This window comes from Planktothricoides sp. SR001, from assembly GCF_001276715.1.
In the GTDB taxonomy this organism is placed as follows: Bacteria; Cyanobacteriota; Cyanobacteriia; order Cyanobacteriales; family Laspinemataceae; genus Planktothricoides; species Planktothricoides raciborskii.
In genome coordinates, this window is sequence record NZ_LIUQ01000011.1 from 46,421 (window position 1) to 62,931 (window position 16,511).

General features: G+C 42.7%; 11 protein-coding genes and 1 pseudogene. 7 read left to right on the top strand and 5 right to left on the bottom strand.

Features of this window, described 5'->3' with window-relative positions; genetic code table 11:
* Nucleotides 1–239 precede the first annotated feature (239 nt).
* The 4 genes from AM228_RS08800 to hpsL all read left to right on the top strand — a co-directional run bounded on the left by AM228_RS08800 (nt 240) and on the right by hpsL (nt 6,516).
* Nucleotides 240–1,571, top strand: a complete 1,332-nt coding sequence (locus tag AM228_RS08800) for a lipopolysaccharide assembly protein LapB (protein ID WP_054465754.1) — start codon at nt 240–242, stop codon at nt 1,569–1,571.
* A 47-nt stretch (nt 1,572–1,618) separates the two neighbouring features.
* A complete protein-coding gene (locus tag AM228_RS08805) occupies nt 1,619–2,698 on the top strand; it encodes a glycosyltransferase family 1 protein (protein WP_054465755.1) in 1,080 nt (359 codons plus the stop codon).
* Between the two features lie 334 nt (nt 2,699–3,032).
* A complete protein-coding gene (gene glmM / locus AM228_RS08815) occupies nt 3,033–4,553 on the top strand; it encodes a phosphoglucosamine mutase (protein WP_082348806.1) in 1,521 nt (506 codons plus the stop codon).
* A 259-nt stretch (nt 4,554–4,812) separates the two neighbouring features.
* Entirely contained in the window at nt 4,813–6,516 is a 1,704-nt protein-coding gene (gene hpsL / locus AM228_RS08820; protein ID WP_054465757.1) for a hormogonium polysaccharide biosynthesis protein HpsL, read from the top strand.
* Nucleotides 6,517–6,734: 218 nt separating this feature from the next.
* On the opposite strand, the gene glgA is transcribed toward hpsL, so the two are convergent.
* The 4 genes and pseudogenes from glgA to AM228_RS08835 all read right to left on the bottom strand — a co-directional run bounded on the left by glgA (nt 6,735) and on the right by AM228_RS08835 (nt 10,411).
* Nucleotides 6,735–8,156 carry a glycogen synthase GlgA gene (gene glgA, locus AM228_RS08825; protein ID WP_054465758.1) on the bottom strand — a complete coding sequence of 474 codons (1,422 nt, stop codon included), beginning with the start codon at nt 8,154–8,156 and terminating at the stop codon, nt 6,735–6,737.
* Between the two features lie 128 nt (nt 8,157–8,284).
* Nucleotides 8,285–9,313, bottom strand: coding sequence for a C39 family peptidase (locus AM228_RS08830; RefSeq protein WP_054465822.1), 1,029 nt, complete (start codon nt 9,311–9,313; stop codon nt 8,285–8,287).
* Between the two features lie 105 nt (nt 9,314–9,418).
* Nucleotides 9,419–9,895: pseudogene (locus tag AM228_RS30810) on the bottom strand (glycoside hydrolase family 108 protein); the annotation flags it as partial.
* A 315-nt stretch (nt 9,896–10,210) separates the two neighbouring features.
* A complete protein-coding gene (locus AM228_RS08835) occupies nt 10,211–10,411 on the bottom strand; it encodes a hypothetical protein (RefSeq protein WP_054465759.1) in 201 nt (66 codons plus the stop codon).
* A 348-nt stretch (nt 10,412–10,759) separates the two neighbouring features.
* On the opposite strand from AM228_RS08835, the gene AM228_RS08840 reads away from it, so the two are divergent.
* Both AM228_RS08840 and AM228_RS32185 read left to right on the top strand, forming a co-directional pair.
* A complete protein-coding gene (locus AM228_RS08840) occupies nt 10,760–12,382 on the top strand; it encodes a B12-binding domain-containing radical SAM protein (RefSeq protein WP_082348807.1) in 1,623 nt (540 codons plus the stop codon).
* Between the two features lie 50 nt (nt 12,383–12,432).
* Nucleotides 12,433–12,588, top strand: coding sequence for a hypothetical protein (locus tag AM228_RS32185; RefSeq protein WP_156331642.1), 156 nt, complete (start codon nt 12,433–12,435; stop codon nt 12,586–12,588).
* 95 nt (nt 12,589–12,683) lie between these two features.
* Here AM228_RS32185 and AM228_RS08845 read toward each other — a convergent pair whose 3' ends face one another.
* Complete coding sequence (locus tag AM228_RS08845) at nt 12,684–14,690, bottom strand: ATP-binding protein (RefSeq protein WP_054465760.1); 2,007 nt, start codon at nt 14,688–14,690, stop codon at nt 12,684–12,686.
* Between the two features lie 333 nt (nt 14,691–15,023).
* On the opposite strand from AM228_RS08845, the gene urtA reads away from it, so the two are divergent.
* A complete protein-coding gene (gene urtA / locus AM228_RS08850) occupies nt 15,024–16,298 on the top strand; it encodes an urea ABC transporter substrate-binding protein (protein ID WP_054465761.1) in 1,275 nt (424 codons plus the stop codon).
* The last annotated feature ends 213 nt before the right edge of the window (nt 16,299–16,511 follow it).

Sequence of the window (16,511 nt, forward strand, 5' to 3'; positions counted from 1 at the left end):
TACCCCAAACTTCTCAGGATGGGATAGAAGGGATGTGCCGATCGCGCTGGCAATAGCCTATTTCTGAATTTACCTAACTCCCTACCTGACCTGGGTGCTTAATTGATTCGTGATTTATCGGGCAATAATATTATTTCTAAATAATTTAGAAAATATTTATAAATTTTTTCCCCCGTGTTATAATCAGCGAGTCAGAGCTAACCAAGCGGCAAAAAATAATCAATTGAGAGCCTATAAAAATGAAAGCATTTTTCTCTTCAAAACTAATGATGGGTTCTATGTCAATTCTTTTGGCAACGGGGCAAGTCGGTGGGTGCAGCGATCGCCAAGAAACCAAAACCGAAACTAGGCCACCCGCTACGGAAATCAGCACCCAAATTAGAGGAATTCCCCTGTCTTGTTATGTCCAGGTGGGGCCAAAAGGGATTCATCCATCGATTACCAGTAGTACCGTAGAATTGGAGAATTTCCAATCGGCACAATGGGCAGAAATTGCTCTGGAATATGCCAAGGTCGGGGATTTTGCCCAGGCGATCACTCTGACGGAAAAAATGGGCGATTATTTACAGAAAAATCAGACGTTGGTAGAACTCGCGGGTCAGCTTGCTGCTGGGGGAAACTATGAACAAGCTAAACAGCTTGTGGCAACTATTAAAGAATATGAAACTTATCGGGCGAAAGGGTTAGCCAGAATTGGCCAGTATTATGCGATCTCCGGGAATAATTCAGCGGCAAATCTTATGTTTTCTGAGGCGATCGCCTTTGCCAAAACTCTGGATGCAGAATCGATTCAACCAATGGCTTTGGCCGAAATTGCTATTGAATATGCGGCAGCAGGAAAAGAACAGGAAGCGATGCAGCTTGTGGCCGAAATTCAGGATGAAAATAGCAAAGCAATGGCTTTAGCGGGAATGGCGACGGCATGGGCAAAAGCCCAGCAATTGAGCAAAGCTTTACAAGTTGCTCAAAGTATTCAAGATGACTATTATAAAGCTCAGGCATTGACTGATATTGCCAAAAAAGTTACAGTAGATCAACTTCCGCCCATTGTCGAGAATATTAATCGGATTACCGATGAAACTAATAAAATCGCCGCCTTAGCAGAAGTTGTGATGCTGTATATTCGGGCAGGGCAATTTGACCAAGCGGCAGAGTTAACTAAGACTTTGTTGGGCAATGATTGGTTGTTGCCAGGAATTATTGCGGAATACGCCAAAACCGGCCAAATTAATCCCATTACTACTTTAACCAATTCTATCGAAAATGAATATTGGCAAAATCGGGCTTTGATTTCTATGGTGAGTGGCTATGCCGCGATGGGGGATTTTGCCAAAGCTTTGGATTTGGCCAATGGGATTGCTTCCGCAGATACTAAAAGTAGTGCTTTGATGGCGATCGCCCAAGCATTAGCCGAGAGAAAAGAATATCGTCAATCTCTAGAATTATTTGAAAATATCGCCGCTAGTACGGAAAATGAGGCGATTGATTATGATATTGAGAGTTATTTTTTCCCATTAGTAAAATGTGCGATCGCGACAGGGTTGCGGAGCAATATCACTCAGTCAAGGTAATGGTTTTAATTGGGAAAATCAATGTTCTTATGCGTTCAAAATGAGTGATGATTAAAAATCAGAAGTTATTGATAAATTTATCTTTTATGATTCCCAAAGCCACGGGAATTACCACTTATGCCAAAAATATTATTCCCTATTTAAGGGAGTTAAATCCTACTTTGTTAGTATCCCAAACAATTCGGGGCTATGACTGCTATCAAGTGCCGCATAATTTAACCCCTGATTATGGCAAAAAAGGACATTTATCCCGGATTCTCTGGACTCAATTAAATTTACCAAAAATTTACCAAAATTTAAACGCCAGTTTATTATTTTCCCCGGTCACAGAAGCGCCGTTATTTTCCCATTGTCGGTGGGTGGTGATGGTGCATGATTTTATTCCCTTGAGGTTTCCCAATTGGCGATCGCCCCTCACCTATTACCACCGTTATTATATTCCGTTGGTACTCCAGCAAGCAGTGCATATTGTTTGTAATTCCCAAGCCACCGCCAAAGATATTATTAAATATTGCCAGATTTCTCCAGAAAAAATTACCCCGATTTCTTTGGGGTATGATGCGGAACATTTTCGGTTTCTGGATTTACAAACTAAAAATTATTTCCTTTATATTGGTCGTTGCGATCCGTATAAAAATCTGCATCGTTTAATCCAAGCTTTTGCTAATTTGCCATATCGTTATGATTATGAATTATGGTTAGCAGGAACACCAGATCATCGCTATACTCCCCAGCTAAAAGCACAGGTAAAAGAGTTGGGTTTAACTCAGCAAGTGAAATTTTTAGAATATGTGCCTTTTGCCCAATTGCCTATATTAATTAATCAGGCGATCGCCCTAGTGTTTCCCAGTCTTTGGGAAGGCTTTGGTCTGCCAATTCTGGAAGCAATGGCTTGTGGGACTCCGGCGATCGCGTCTAATCTTTCTTCCTTACCGGAAGTGGTGGGCAATGCTGGTTTGTTAATAAATCCTGACCATACGGCAGAAATCACGGAGGCGATGAATCTTGTGGCAACAGATACAAAATTGCGTAGTCAGTTACGAGAACTTAGTTTAAATCGGGCGACTGAATTTAGTTGGGCAAAAACTGGGGCAGCAACCGCCAAGGTTTTGCAGCAATATATATAGATGGAAAAAACCGGAATTATTTCATGTAGGGGTTAACGGTTGTTGACCCCTAGACTTAGATCGGCATTTCCCAGAAACCCGATTTCTCTGTCCAAATTGGCAAATTGGCAACTCTAGAAGCGTTGAATAAGTCAAAATTAGGGTATTTAAATTTAAATCAGACTGGAGAAACCCGATTTTTTCTGAAAGATCCAGGGTGTTGCTCGGAAGTTGCCAGTTCTCAGGTTTATGACTTCGCTTTTCCGGATCGGCAATTTACCGATGGATTATGTAGAAGCGGAGATGAAAATGTTATTCTCCACATTGTGTGTGTTTGTGTGGAGTGGAAAAAATTATGGTGACATCAAAAATTTGGAATCAAGGTTCTAGAGATGCAACCGCGAATTTATCGTTAGTGCCGCCAATAAGTGAGGCGATCGCTACCCCCTTGGAACTCCATGAGGTTCTCCAGAGAGGGAAAGCACTGGATTTACCGAACAGTCCTCTATTTGGCACTGATGGCATTCGTGGTAAAGTTGGCGATTTTCTCACGGCAGAATTAGCCTTGCACGCGGGATTTTGGGCTGGGCAAGTGTTGAAGTCTTTGTCAACAGTCAACCAAAACTCCCCTAGGCCGATTATTTTAGGCCAAGATTCGAGAAATTCTAGCGATATGTTGGCAATGGCCCTATCTGCCGGTTTGACTTCTGCTGGACTGGATGTTTGGAATTTGGGCTTATGTCCGACTCCTTGTGTGGCTTATCTGACCAGTATTTCTAAGGCGATCGGCGGGGTGATGATTTCTGCCAGCCATAATCCACCAGGGGATAATGGGATTAAGTTTTTTGGTTTGGATGGGACAAAGCTTTCCGGGGCTGTTCAAGCCCAAATTGAAGCGGGAATCAGAGGTCAGTCCCATTTATCTGCCTTAAACCATGATTGGGGACATCATTACTATCGCCCAGAATTGGTTGAGGATTATGTTGCGTCGTTGCAGCGTTCTCTCGGACATAGTGACGAGTTACAGCCGTTACTTGGATTGCGGATTGTTTTGGATTTAGCTTGGGGTGCCGCGTCTCAATTGGCCCCGGCTGTGTTTGAGGCGATGGGAGCCCTGGTAATTGCCTTACATGATCGGCCCGATGGCGATCGCATTAATGTGAATTGTGGTTCTACCCATTTGCGACAGTTAGAAACGGCGGTGAAAGACTATGGTGCCGATATGGGTTTTGCCTTTGATGGGGATGCCGATCGCTCCCTGGCCGTGGATAATCAGGGGCGCCCCATCGATGGCGACTACATTCTCTACCTGTGGGGTAAAAAACTCCGGGAAATGGGCAAACTTCCCGGTGATACCATTGTCGCCACAGTGATGTCGAACTTAGGGTTTGAGCGAGCTTGGGAAAAACTTGGTGGTAAGCTGGTTCGCACGAACGTGGGCGATCAATATGTCCATGCGGAAATGCAGCGATCGGGTGCTAAGTTGGGCGGCGAGCAGTCCGGCCATATTATTTGCCCTGACTACAGTATTACCGGCGATGGTTTGATGACTGCATTACAGATTGCCATTTTGGTGAAAGAAAGTGGCCGGTCTTTGGCGGAATTACGGGATGAGAGTTTCCAAACCTATCCCCAATTGTTACGCAATGTCCGGGTGGAAGACCGCGATCGCCGTCTCACTTGGCAAGAATGCGCCCCAGTCCAAGAAGCGATCGCCGAAGCAGAAAAAGCAATGGGCGATCGGGGTCGGGTATTAGTCCGCGCTTCCGGTACGGAACCCCTGATCCGCGTCATGGTAGAAGCCGCCACCGAGGAAATGGCCGAATATTGGACAGAACATCTGGTGCAAGTAGTGCAGACCTACTTAGCGGCATAAGGAAGAAGCGGGGGCTCGCCGTCGGCGAAGGGGCGGGTGCGGAGGGGCGGAGGGGCGGAGGGGCGGAGGGGCAGAGGAGAGAGTGAATAGTGAATAGTGAATAGTGAATAGTGATATTTCTTTTGTACGGGCGTCCTTGCGAAGCCCATGCCGTCAGGCTATATGGCCAGAAAGCCCCTACGACTTTTCACTTCTCCCCCGCTCCCTAAAGATCCCCCAAGCGATGGCCATTTCTGAATAAATTAAAGAATTGCCTCTGATGGTAAAATCTGCAAAAAAATCTCAAAAAAAATCTAAAAAAAAGAATAAATCGGCAAGCGAAGAATTGGCACAAGTTGGTACTCCAATTCTGAGCAAAAAAGAACTGACTATCCAAAAGAAAAAAGCCCAAAAATATCTTAAAGAAGCCATATCCGCGATCGCTACTTATGGAGCCATAGGGTTGCTGGTTGGCATTGGGCTATTTTTCGCTGCCGGAGCGAAACTTGCCATTGCTGGAGGGGGTGGCATTGCGGTCTTAGGTCTTTGCTATAAATATCCCCGACAAGGGTTATGGGCATTTATGATTTATATGCCCTTTTCCGGCACAATTACTTACTGGATCGGTGGAGGTAGTCCGATATTTCAATTGGCGAAAGATGGGTTTTTTATTCCAGCAGCGATCGCTCTGGCACTGATCTGCAACAAAAAAAAGTTACCCCTGATGATCGCCAAAGAATGGATGCCCAGCTTCAGTATTTTACTCGGAGTCACCTTACTCACTTTATTATTTGTCAACGGTTCTTTACAAATGACCCCACCTCCACCGAATTATTCGGGGCCTTATAAACCCTTTTTACAAGGAATTCTTGGGTTAAAAGTATTAATCGGATATGTGCCATTAATTCCCTGTGCCTATTACCTAATTCGGCATAAAAAAGATTTACTATTCTGTGGTCGGCTACACGCAGTTCTGGCGATTATTTGTTGTGGCTTGGGTCTGCTGCAATATTTTTTACTATATTCAGGAAAATGTGGGGGCACCAGGGGCTTAGTGGGAGATGACTTGTTTAAAGCCACTTTAGATGCCAAATGTCTGGTGGGAGGGTCTTTAGTTTTTAGTCCCGAAGTGGGAATGGTGCGTTTACCGGGCACCTTTGTTGCTCCCTGGCAATGGGCTTGGTTCTTAATTAGCAATGCGGTGTTTAGTTTTGCCCCAGCCTTTAATGAAACCTCCAGATTTTGGCGAATTGTTGGTTTATTTTCTATGGCATTAGTCTTTGTCAATGCGGTAATTTCTGGACAAAGAATTGCCTTAGCTTTGGTGCCCGCTTTAACGGTAATTCTCTTACTGCTAACCGGACAAGTTGCCAACTTTAAACGATTTGTTCCCATTGCCGTAGGTTTGGCATTAGTTCTCGTGATTGGGGCAGCATCAAATCCCGCAATTGTTGAAGAGAGAGTGAATAGTTTTGTCAGTCGCTGGCAAGCTTCTCCGCCCCAAGAATTTATTGTTAATCAATTCCATGAAAGTCATAAGTTTCTGAAAGGGAGTATTTTGGGTAAAGGGGTGGGCAAGGCTACCAATTCTACGCGGGTATTTGGGGATGCCCAATTAATCGAAACATTTTATCCCAAGTTACTCTATGAACTGGGTTATCCAGGGATGTTTGCTTTCCTGGCAACGGCGTTACATTTGACTTTTATTACCTTCAAGGCTTACCGTTCGGTGAAAGATAAACATTTACGCGGTTATGGGGCGAGTTTTTGGGTCTTTATTTTGTTTATTACGGTGAATACTTATTACTACCCTTTGGATGTGGATCCAGTGGCGGTTTATTATTGGTTTCTCGCGGGGGTGATTTTGAAATTACCGGACATTGAACGCCAGGAAGAAGAGAAAAAACTCGCTGCCGAATTAACTCCCGAAGAAGTGAAAAAACGACAGCGAAAAATGCAACATTTATATGTGGAACCGATTTAAATATTGACAATTACCCCAAAGAAGAAGAGAGGATAGAGGAGAGAGGATAGAGGATATAGGAGAGAGGATAGAGGATAGAGGAGAGAGGATAGAGGATAGAGGATAGAGGATAGAGTCTCTATGCATCTCTTTTCTATGCATCTCTTTTCTATGCATCTCTTTTCTCTTTTCTATGCATCTCTTTTCTCTTTTCATTGTTAATTGTCAATTGTTAATTGCTAGGTGGTCGGGGGTTCTGGATCTGGTGGTTCTTCGGTGATGCCATAGATGGAGTTGTACATCCGCACATATTCTTTGGCGGATTTTGTCCAACTAAAGTCTTCACGCATTCCCCGTTGTTGGAGTTTTTGCCACTCGTCTTTGTAACGGAAACCTTCGTAGGCTCGCACCATACAGGTGAATAGGTCTAAGGGTTCATAGCGATCGAAGCAGAAACCCGTCCCAGATCCTTCACTGGTGGAATCCCCAGGGATATTGAACGAAACCGTATCCACTAAACCGCCAGTCCGACGCACGATGGGGACGCAGCCGTAGCGCATGGCCAGCATTTGGCTGATGCCGCAAGGTTCAAATCGACTGGGCATTAAGAAGGCGTCGGCCCCGCCATAAATGCGCCGCGCTAGGTTGTCGTTATATAGCAAGTAGGTGGCCATGCGACCGGGATAACGGGTGGCGAGTTGCCACATCGCGGTTTCATAGTAGCGATCGCCCGTACCTAGTAAGACGAATTGGGCGTCGGTATAGGCCATAAAGCGATCGAGGATTTGTAAAGCCAAATCAATCCCTTTCTGTTCGACCAAGCGAGTCACCATGCCAATTAAAAAGGCACCCTTGTTTACTTCTAGACCGACTTCTTCTTGCAAGGCCACCTTATTGGCTTGACGTTTCTCAATGGTTTCGGCAGTGAAAGTCTGTTTCAGACTCACATCCGTGGCTGGATCGTAACTTTCCGTATCAATTCCATTGAGAATGCCCCAGCTTTTCTCACTGATAAAAGAGAGCAATCCTTCAATTTGTTCCCCATATTCAGGGGTACGGATTTGTGCGGCGTAGGTGGGAGACACGGTGTTGACGCGATCGGCAAACTGCACCGCCGCAGCCATAGTGTTATGGCCTTGCATATACCAAGGACACCAGGTAATTTTCTCTAAGTACCAGCGCCACGGCCCTTGATAGGCCAAGTTATGAATAGTGAAAACCGTGGTGATATCCGGGGACTGGTTCATCCAAACGGGAATCATGCCGGTGTGCCAGTCGTGGCAATGGATGATGTCCGGTTTCCAATAGTTCCAGGCAAATTCAGCGGCACCATTGGCAAATAGGGTGAACCGCCAGTCTTCGTCTTCGCCGGAGTAAATCCGCCGAGGCCAGAAACTGGGATGACCAAACAAATAGAGTGGTACATCGGTTCCCGGAAACACGGTTTCATAAACCGCGAAGTTTTCAAACATGGCATATCCCCACCAAATCGGATCTTTGGGGACTTCCACTTTATCGGGCATAAATCCGTAGTAGGGCATGAATACTCGGACATCATGGCCCATGCGTCGGAGGTATTTTGGGAGGGCGCCGACAACATCACCCATCCCACCAACTTTGGCCAGGGGTGCCGCTTCTGCGGCTACAAATAATATTCGCATCTGGGTTTTTGCTTTCCCTGAAATGGTTAGCTAGGGTAATCATACTCGTTGGGGATCGCTGATGAATCAGATTTCAGTGCGATCGCCCAAAATTCTTTTTGCTGACTTAGTTTGCTGACTTAGTTTGCTTACTTAGAAATAAAGTGAACCCAGAAGCTGCCATCAGGCATACAAACGTTGCGAATTAAATTGTAGGAGTAGAGGAGATAGTTGCCCGGTAGGTCGGTGCGATAGCCCGTGGGGAACCATTCTCCGTAGGGGTCGTGAACATAGAAGCCGGAAGGAGTATAGCCAACCAGGGCAACAATGTGACCAAAAGAAGTAAAGTAGCCATGAGTCACCACTGGATTTCCGGCGGCTAACCAGTCTTTGACTTCTTCAATGGTGGCATTGTCTTTAAAATTATCCTTGCCGCCATAATCCCGCACAATCCGCGCTAAATCGTAGGGGTCGTGACGGCTGTAGCCCTTATTTAAGGCGTATTCATACAGTTCATCCTCATATTGGCCGATATTATCTCGCCGAGGAATGCCCACATACTCCATACACATGGCCAAGGAAGTCACATTACAAGACCCGGTGGGATTATAATAGTTATCTAGTTGGGATTTGTAAGGAACATTCAGTTTGACGGTTTGGGGTTTGAGGGGCGGATAAACTCGTTTATTCCCTTCAAAAATTTCCGCGTGGGCGCCAAAAACGTACCAAACTTTTGAGCCTTTAAAAGAGTCATTTCGCAGGGTGATTCTGATGTGATCGCGCTCGACTTCATAGTTATTCAGTTTAAAGGATCTGCCATCAGAAATTGCTTCTTTTTCCGCATCGGATAATTGCGTGGATTGAATCGGTCGGGCTTTAAAGACAGTCGCTCTGGTGGTGTACAGGGTTGGGGCATCCGCAGCCAAGCTATCGCGAGTGGCTTCGAGCAGTGCTTTGGCTGTTTTCGCTCCTAAAAAGTTCGGTTCCCCACAGTTCATCAGTTCTTGAAACCGCTTTAGAGATCCGGTGGAAACTGGGCCAAACATTCCGTCTGCGGGAGGAGCTAGTAAGCCTAAGTCAATGAGGCGAGTTTGAATCTGTTTACTGAGTTCACTATCGGCTGCGATCGCCTTCACATCATATTTTCTCTGGGTGCCTAAAAAATCTTCTAGTTTCATAGATTTTTCCTTGTTTTCTTGGGAATTTTTCAGATTTGAACTATCGTGTTGAGAATTTTCCTGCTGACTAATATACTCCAATAGGTCGCGATCTCTTTTCAGCCATCCTTCCAGAAATATTTGCTGCGAGGGACTTTTCTCAACCCGCTGGTAGCGATAAGCTATCCGATTTTCACAATAGCGCTTGGCCGTTGCCAGATTATTTTGGGCAGCCAATGCCTTTTGGGTCGTTGACCCAAAATTACCATTGATTGCCACACCGAGGGTTTCTTGCAAAAATTCTATGCTACCCCGAACACTAAAATTAACGGCGGTATCGAAGTGGGCGATCGCCAACGGCAGACACATTAACTCTGCGTGGCAAAGTTGCCAAAATAATTCTCGATAAACTTGTTCAACTTCCGCCTCAGTAATCTCACTCACGGATTTTAAAGATAAGCCTTTCCCTTGGCGATAAGTATCGTAAGTATCTTGACTAATGCCTCGATTCACCACCCCAGCTAGATCCTGGGAATGTCCTTCACCGCCTTCCCATTTTAGGGTAAACGCCAGCGCCAAATAAAACGGATCTTTTTGTGTCATGGTTTGAAGATGAACCCGATCGTCTCCTTTGTTAAATATATCGCTTTAGTGGCTCGATAACGATCGCCCCTGCCGATTTTCCCAGAGAATCCTTTATGCTTTTCTTTTTTATCCTGTGGTCTGTATATGCACACAGGAAGCAGCAGAGATGCTATTGAGGATTGCCAAAAAACTTTTTCGGGGTTAGCGATCCGATCTGACCGTTATAAAAACTTAAACATTCTTAAAGAATGTTTAAGTTTTCGGTTGGCTTATTTTAAAATGAGTTAGAGATATTCCCCTGGATATGAAAGAAGTTCAGAGGATTTTGATTGATTAATTCCGTCGTAAAATTATTTTTTTATTGTCATCGCCATAAATCAACGTTTTTAAAATATATATCCAGGGGAAAAAAAATATTTTTATTAGATTTAGCCTGAGATTACCTGCATCAAACGCCACAAAATCATCAAACAATAAGTATCCTATTAATTCTTTGAAACAAGGTAAACAAATATTTTTTCTACCAAATGTCATTGTTTATTCTCATGGTGAGGTGAGATTATTTAAGCCTAAAATCATTATTGATTTAATATATTAAATTTTTTAATGTTTTTAATATATTAAATAACAATAAATAATGTAATTAAAACAAAAAATTTTTTATTTGGTTTTTTTTATCAAAATTAATTTACAAATACATTTTTGATTTATATATATAGTTTGGGATCAAGAATAAACAAGTCTTATGGCAAAAACTTTGCATTTTATGGTGTTTTATTTTAATAAAAATAAAATAAATATAAAGTTTTATAATAAATGTGGGCAAACATAAAATGGATTGCTAAAATAAACTATTCAGTTTTTTATTAAAATCAATTTTGTATGAAAGCTTTATTGCTTTATCCTCTTTTTCCTAAAACTTTTTGGTCTTATCATGCCTTTATGAAAATGGTAGGACTCAAAGCATCAGTTCCCCCGTTAGGTATTATTACTGTTGCCGCTTTATTACCCCAAGACTGGGAAATCCGGTTTTGCGATCGCAATGTTCAATCCGAAACCGATCAAGACTGGGAATGGTGTGATTTAGTGATTCTTTCCGCAATGTTAGCCCAAAAAGACGATTTTCTCGCTCAAATAAAAAAAGCAGTGCAACTAGGCAAAAAGGTTGCTGTGGGTGGGCCTTATCCTACTTCAATTCCCGATCCGGCACTGGCAGCAGGTGCGAATTATTTGATTTTAGATGAAGGAGAGATTACCATTTCCCAATTCCTTGATGCCATTAATTCCGGTCAAGAACAAGGAATTTTTCGGGCTTCAGAAAAACCTGATATAAGCCAAAGCCCTCCACCTCGTTTCGATTTGCTGAAACGAGAAGATTACCTAATGATGGCAGTTCAATTTTCGCGGGGTTGTCCCTTTCAATGTGAATTTTGCGATATTACCAACCTTTACGGACGCAAATCACGAACCAAAGACCCTAGTCAAACCTTAGCCGAATTACAAATTCTCTATGATTTAGGTTGGCGCGGTTCAGTTTTGATAGTTGATGATAACTTTATCGGGAATACTCGTAATGTCAAACGATTATTACGGGATTTAATTCCCTGGATGGAAGAACGTCATTATCCTTTCACTTTTATGACAGAAGCTTCGGTTAATTTAGCCGAAGACTCAGAGTTGCTTGATTTAATGGTCAAAGCGGGTTTCTATGCGGTATTTCTGGGGATTGAAACACCGGATCAGGATAGCTTAGAACTCACGCTGAAGTTTCAAAATACTCGTCATTCCCTCATCGATGCCTGTCACATTATTAATGACGCAGGTTTACTCATTTATGCCGGATTTATCCTGGGTTTTGATGGTGAACGCAAAGGAGCGGGCGATCGCATTCAAGCCTTTGTCGAAGCCACCAATATTCCCCAACCGATGTTAGGGATTTTACAAGCGATACCCAATACTGCCCTGTGGCAACGCCTCAAAAAAGAACAACGCCTCCTAGAAGGAACAGGAGGAGAAGAATTTGGGGATCAAAATGCCCTGATGAATTTTAAACCCACTCGTCCCCTTGCTGAGATTGCACACGAGTATATTGAAGCAATTTGGACATTATATGATCCGCAAAACTATTTAAAACGTTGTTTTCAACAATGTCTTAAAATCAAAACCAATCCTCTGCTACACCAACCGATGTATTTTCCTAAACGTAAACTCCTGGTATTCATAGCTCGATTACTATGGCGACAAGGTTGGCAAAGCCCAGAAATTCGTAGTCAGTTTTGGCAACAACTCTGGCAAATTCTCCAGCAAAAGCCTCAATTGCTGAATATCTATTTAGGATTATGTGGTGCAGGAGAGCATTTCTGGGAATATCGTATTTTAGCAAGGGAAAGAATTACTCAGCAGTTGGGTTTTGATCCTTTAACTCTTCAAGGAGTGACAAGTCATGTACCGTCGCAAGTCTATGAGTCAAATGAGTGGATTCAAGCCAAAACCCTCTGGTCTTAAATATTCCCAACAAGGTTGAAATGCCCCAAAATTTTCCATAACTCAGAAAGATGTTAGGGGAATCAGAGGAGATAATTCTTCTTTTCCCTATTCGAGACGAATTGCCGCGATCGCCACTGGCTTTACTCCAAAATCCAGTGGCGATCGCGGCTCAATGTATTTTGTTGACTCTGAGCAATACACTGAGAAACAACAGGAAAAAATAGCGGCGTTTCCTATAAGATACGAGGAACAATTGCCATGTTTCTTGTCATCGGTTCACCTGATTTTTCCAAGGCTAAGGACTGGTATTTTCTTCCAGTTATAACTGCAATGGTAGAGTCACTGTAAACGTAGTCCCAACACCAACTTCACTCTCCACAAAAATCTGGCCTCCGTGCATATCAACACTGCGTTTAACAATGGTCAAACCTAGTCCAGTTCCAGATATCATACCAACATTTTGACAGCGATGGAATGATTCAAACAGGTGAGGCAAATCATCACTGGGAATGCCAATACCGCTATCTTTAACCATAAAAATAACCTCACTATCTCTCCCGATTAAATCCAGATAAATTAAAGCATTATTCGCCGAATACTTAATGGCATTGGATAGTAAATTAGATAATATTTGTCGCAACAGTTTTTCATCAAAAAAGCCGCAAATATTATGATTTAAGTCATTTCTATCTGAATCCAAATATGCTTGATATTTAAAAATAATTTGATTGGCTCGATTCAAACTAAACTCAATTTCTTTGATGATTTTTTGACCAAACTCAATTAAGTTGATTTCAGTCGGCTGGAAAACTACCTTATTCGCTTCGTGACGACCAATGACTAAAACATCTTCTAATAACTCATTCATCGTAGTCGATGCATTTTGAATCCGCTCAATATATTGAAGTTTTTTCTCGGTGCTGGCAGTTTCTATGTAATATTCCAACAAGTCTGCCGCTGAAATAATCGAACTTAAAGGATTTCTAAATTCATGGGACACCATTGAAACAAAGCGACTTCTCAGTTCTGACAATTCTTTTTCTTTTTGCAGTGCTTTGATAGTTTCTTCCTCCGCTCGCTTGCGTTCCGTGATATCTTGAGCAACCGCTTGAAAACCTAGTAAGATTCCTTGGTGGTCAAAAATAGCCCGATCGCTCCACTGTAACCAGCGATTTTTGCCATTGTTTAAGACGATCCGACTTTCGTGAATCATCACGGGATATTGCATAATATCTCGCTTCAGGTCAGGAATGAATGGCACGAGAGAATTATTCAAGGCTTCGGCACGGCTAATGCCAAAATAACGACAATAAGCCTCATTGACAAAAGTCAGTTTGCCATCGGGAGCGAACCGACAAATCAGTTCGGTTTGGTCTTCCACAATCGCCCGATAATGCGCCTCACTTTTGCGGAGTTCTTCCTCGGTCAAGCAGCGATCAAAATGCAGGGAAAATGCGGCGGCGGCGGCTCGTAAAATTTCTATTTCTGAGGAATTAAATGAGTAATCTTGATGTTTAAATTCAAAATTAATCCAGCCAAATAGTTGATCATCTACAATTAAAGGTAAAATTAAGACGGCTGAAATCCCTAAAGCCTGTAAAACCTCTTGCTCGGATTCTGGTAATTCCGCCACTTTCCCGGTAATAATTTGGCCTTTTTCTAGCATTTCTAACCAGCTAGGGAAAAGCTGAGTCTCGATCAGTGTGGGTGGAGAAAGTTTTTCCGAAGTCTCACAAGAATTGGGTTCACACCATTCCCCTTGGAGTAAAGGTTTAAGGTTGCCCTCGGAGTCGAAAGATAATCGACAAACATAAACCTGACTCGCCCCAAAGACTTTTCCCAAGGTGGCGATCGCTTGGTTGTATAAAATACAGTGACCGCTACAGGCTAATAATAAATTTTGCACTTCTACTAAGGCCGCTAGATACTGATTGGTGTGTGCCACTTGTTGGGTTAACCGACGCGATCGCAAACCGGCTCGCATTCGGGCTAACAATTCTTCCGCTTCAATGGGTTTCGAGAGAAACTCATCAGCCCCCGCATCTAAACCTTTGACGCGATCGCCCACATCTTCCCTCGCGGTTAGTAAAATAAAAAAAGTCGTGGCCAAATCGGGATCGGCATTCACTTGACGACAGACTTCTAGACCGTCAAGACCGGGCATCATCCAATCACAAACGATCGCATCTGGATGCTGTTGCTTGGCCAGTTGCATTCCGGTTGCTCCATCGGTTGCGGTGTTCACCTGATGTCCTTCTCTTTCTAGTAAGTGAACTAACACTAATTGGACAGTAATATCATCATCAATCACTAATATTTTTGCCATATTTTTTGGGAATTTTTTCGCTATTATTGCTCAAATCAACAATTAATTATACTTAAATTTTAATTAAAAAATACTTTTTATAATAAAAACTTATTTTAATAATTTAAATTATTTAAATAAAATTATTGGTGATGTGATAAAAAAATAATAAAAATCATTAATATTATATTATAATCCTTAATTAGCCCCATCCTAGACGACAAAAAAGGCTTTTGAAAAACATCCATAAGCTCGATCTAGGATTGTAACAAAAAAACAAACATTTGTCATTTTATCTAAGTCTAATCAGAGTTCACTGAGTTCAAACAATTAATCAAGTGAGGACAAAGTACCATGACTAGCCAACTGAATCGTCGCAAATTTATGTTGTATGCATCTGGAACCCTGGGAACCAGCTTTTTATTAAAAGGGTGCGATCGCCAATCATCAGCGGTTGATGATACCATCAAGACCATCAAGGTCGGAATTCTTCATTCTCTGACGGGAACAATGGCCATTAGTGAAAAAAGTGTTGTTGATGCCGAACAACTGGCGATCGCGGAAATCAATGCCGGGGGTGGAGTCCTGGGTAAACAAATAGAACCCATTATAGAAGATGGAGCTTCTGACTGGTCTACTTTCGCGGCCAAAGCCCGCAAATTGATTTCTCAAGATCGAGTGGTCACGGTCTTTGGCTGTTGGACTTCTGCCAGTCGTAAAGCGGTTTTGCCAATTTTTGAGGAAACAAATCATCTCCTGTGGTATCCAGTGCAATATGAAGGACAAGAATGTTCTCAAAATATATTTTATACCGGCGCTGCCCCTAATCAACAAATTGAACCGGCTGTTGACTGGTTACTCAAAAATAAAGGTAAAAAATTTTTCTTAGTGGGTTCTGATTATATTTTTCCCCAAACAGCGAATCAAATTATTAAAGCACAGTTAGCGATCGAAGGAGGAGAAGCCCTCGGCGAAGAGTATCTGCTGCTAGGTAGCACAGAAGTAACACCAATCATTGATAAAATTACAGCGGCAATGCCTGATGGGGGGGTGATTTTTAACTCTTTGAACGGAGATAGTAATGTCGCTTTCTTTCAGGCACTTAAAAACGCTGGCTTAACCCCCGAAAAATATCCTACTATGTCCGTCAGTATCGGCGAAACGGAAATTAAAGCTATTGGCTCGCAATATCTCAAAGGACACTATGCGGTTTGGAACTATTTTCAAACGCTAAATAGTCCAGAAAATAAAAAATTTATCCAAAATTTCCAGGCTAAGTATGGAAAACAACGGGTGCTTAGTGACCCAATGCAATCAGCTTATATTATGGTATTTTTGTGGAAAAAAGCAGTAGAAAAAGCCGGAACATTTGCGAACTTAACCGCAGTCCGGTCAGCGGCTTTGGGTCAACAAATAATGGCTCCTGAAGGGATAGTCAGAATAGAAAATAATCACCATTTATCGAAAACCGTGCGAATTGGTCAGGTAAGAGATGATGGCCTATTTGAGATTATTCACTCTACAGACAAGCCTATCTTGCCAAATCCGTGGAGTCAATTAATTAAAGAGACGAAAAACTATGGATGTGACTGGTCAAATCCTCAAAAAGGTGGTAAATATCAGATGTAATTGTTACTACTTGTTGGTTATTATTCTGTAGGGACTAACGGCTGTTCGCCCATATTGGTGGTTGGTGGTTGGTGGTTGGTGGTTGGTGGTTGGTGGTTGCCCCCCTAGCCCGATGGCGGTCGAAGAAGGGTTGGTGGTTGGTTGTTGGTTAACAAAAACTTACTTTTAAATTGCATATAGCAAATAAATAACCACTAACCAGTAAACCACACC

Excerpts from the sequence above, each read along its gene's own strand:
- AM228_RS08800 (WP_054465754.1), top strand. The coding sequence starts at position 240 with ATGAAAGCATTTTTCTCTTCAAAACTAATGATGGGTTCTATGTCAATT.
- AM228_RS08805 (WP_054465755.1), top strand. The coding sequence starts at position 1,619 with ATGATTAAAAATCAGAAGTTATTGATAAATTTATCTTTTATGATTCCC.
- glmM (WP_082348806.1), top strand. The coding sequence starts at position 3,033 with ATGGTGACATCAAAAATTTGGAATCAAGGTTCTAGAGATGCAACCGCG.
- hpsL (WP_054465757.1), top strand. The coding sequence starts at position 4,813 with ATGGTAAAATCTGCAAAAAAATCTCAAAAAAAATCTAAAAAAAAGAAT.
- glgA (WP_054465758.1), bottom strand. The coding sequence starts at position 8,156 with ATGCGAATATTATTTGTAGCCGCAGAAGCGGCACCCCTGGCCAAAGTT.
- AM228_RS08830 (WP_054465822.1), bottom strand. The coding sequence starts at position 9,313 with ATGAAACTAGAAGATTTTTTAGGCACCCAGAGAAAATATGATGTGAAG.
- AM228_RS08835 (WP_054465759.1), bottom strand. The coding sequence starts at position 10,411 with ATGACATTTGGTAGAAAAAATATTTGTTTACCTTGTTTCAAAGAATTA.
- AM228_RS08840 (WP_082348807.1), top strand. The coding sequence starts at position 10,760 with ATGAAAGCTTTATTGCTTTATCCTCTTTTTCCTAAAACTTTTTGGTCT.
- AM228_RS32185 (WP_156331642.1), top strand. The coding sequence starts at position 12,433 with ATGTTAGGGGAATCAGAGGAGATAATTCTTCTTTTCCCTATTCGAGAC.
- AM228_RS08845 (WP_054465760.1), bottom strand. The coding sequence starts at position 14,690 with ATGGCAAAAATATTAGTGATTGATGATGATATTACTGTCCAATTAGTG.
- urtA (WP_054465761.1), top strand. The coding sequence starts at position 15,024 with ATGACTAGCCAACTGAATCGTCGCAAATTTATGTTGTATGCATCTGGA.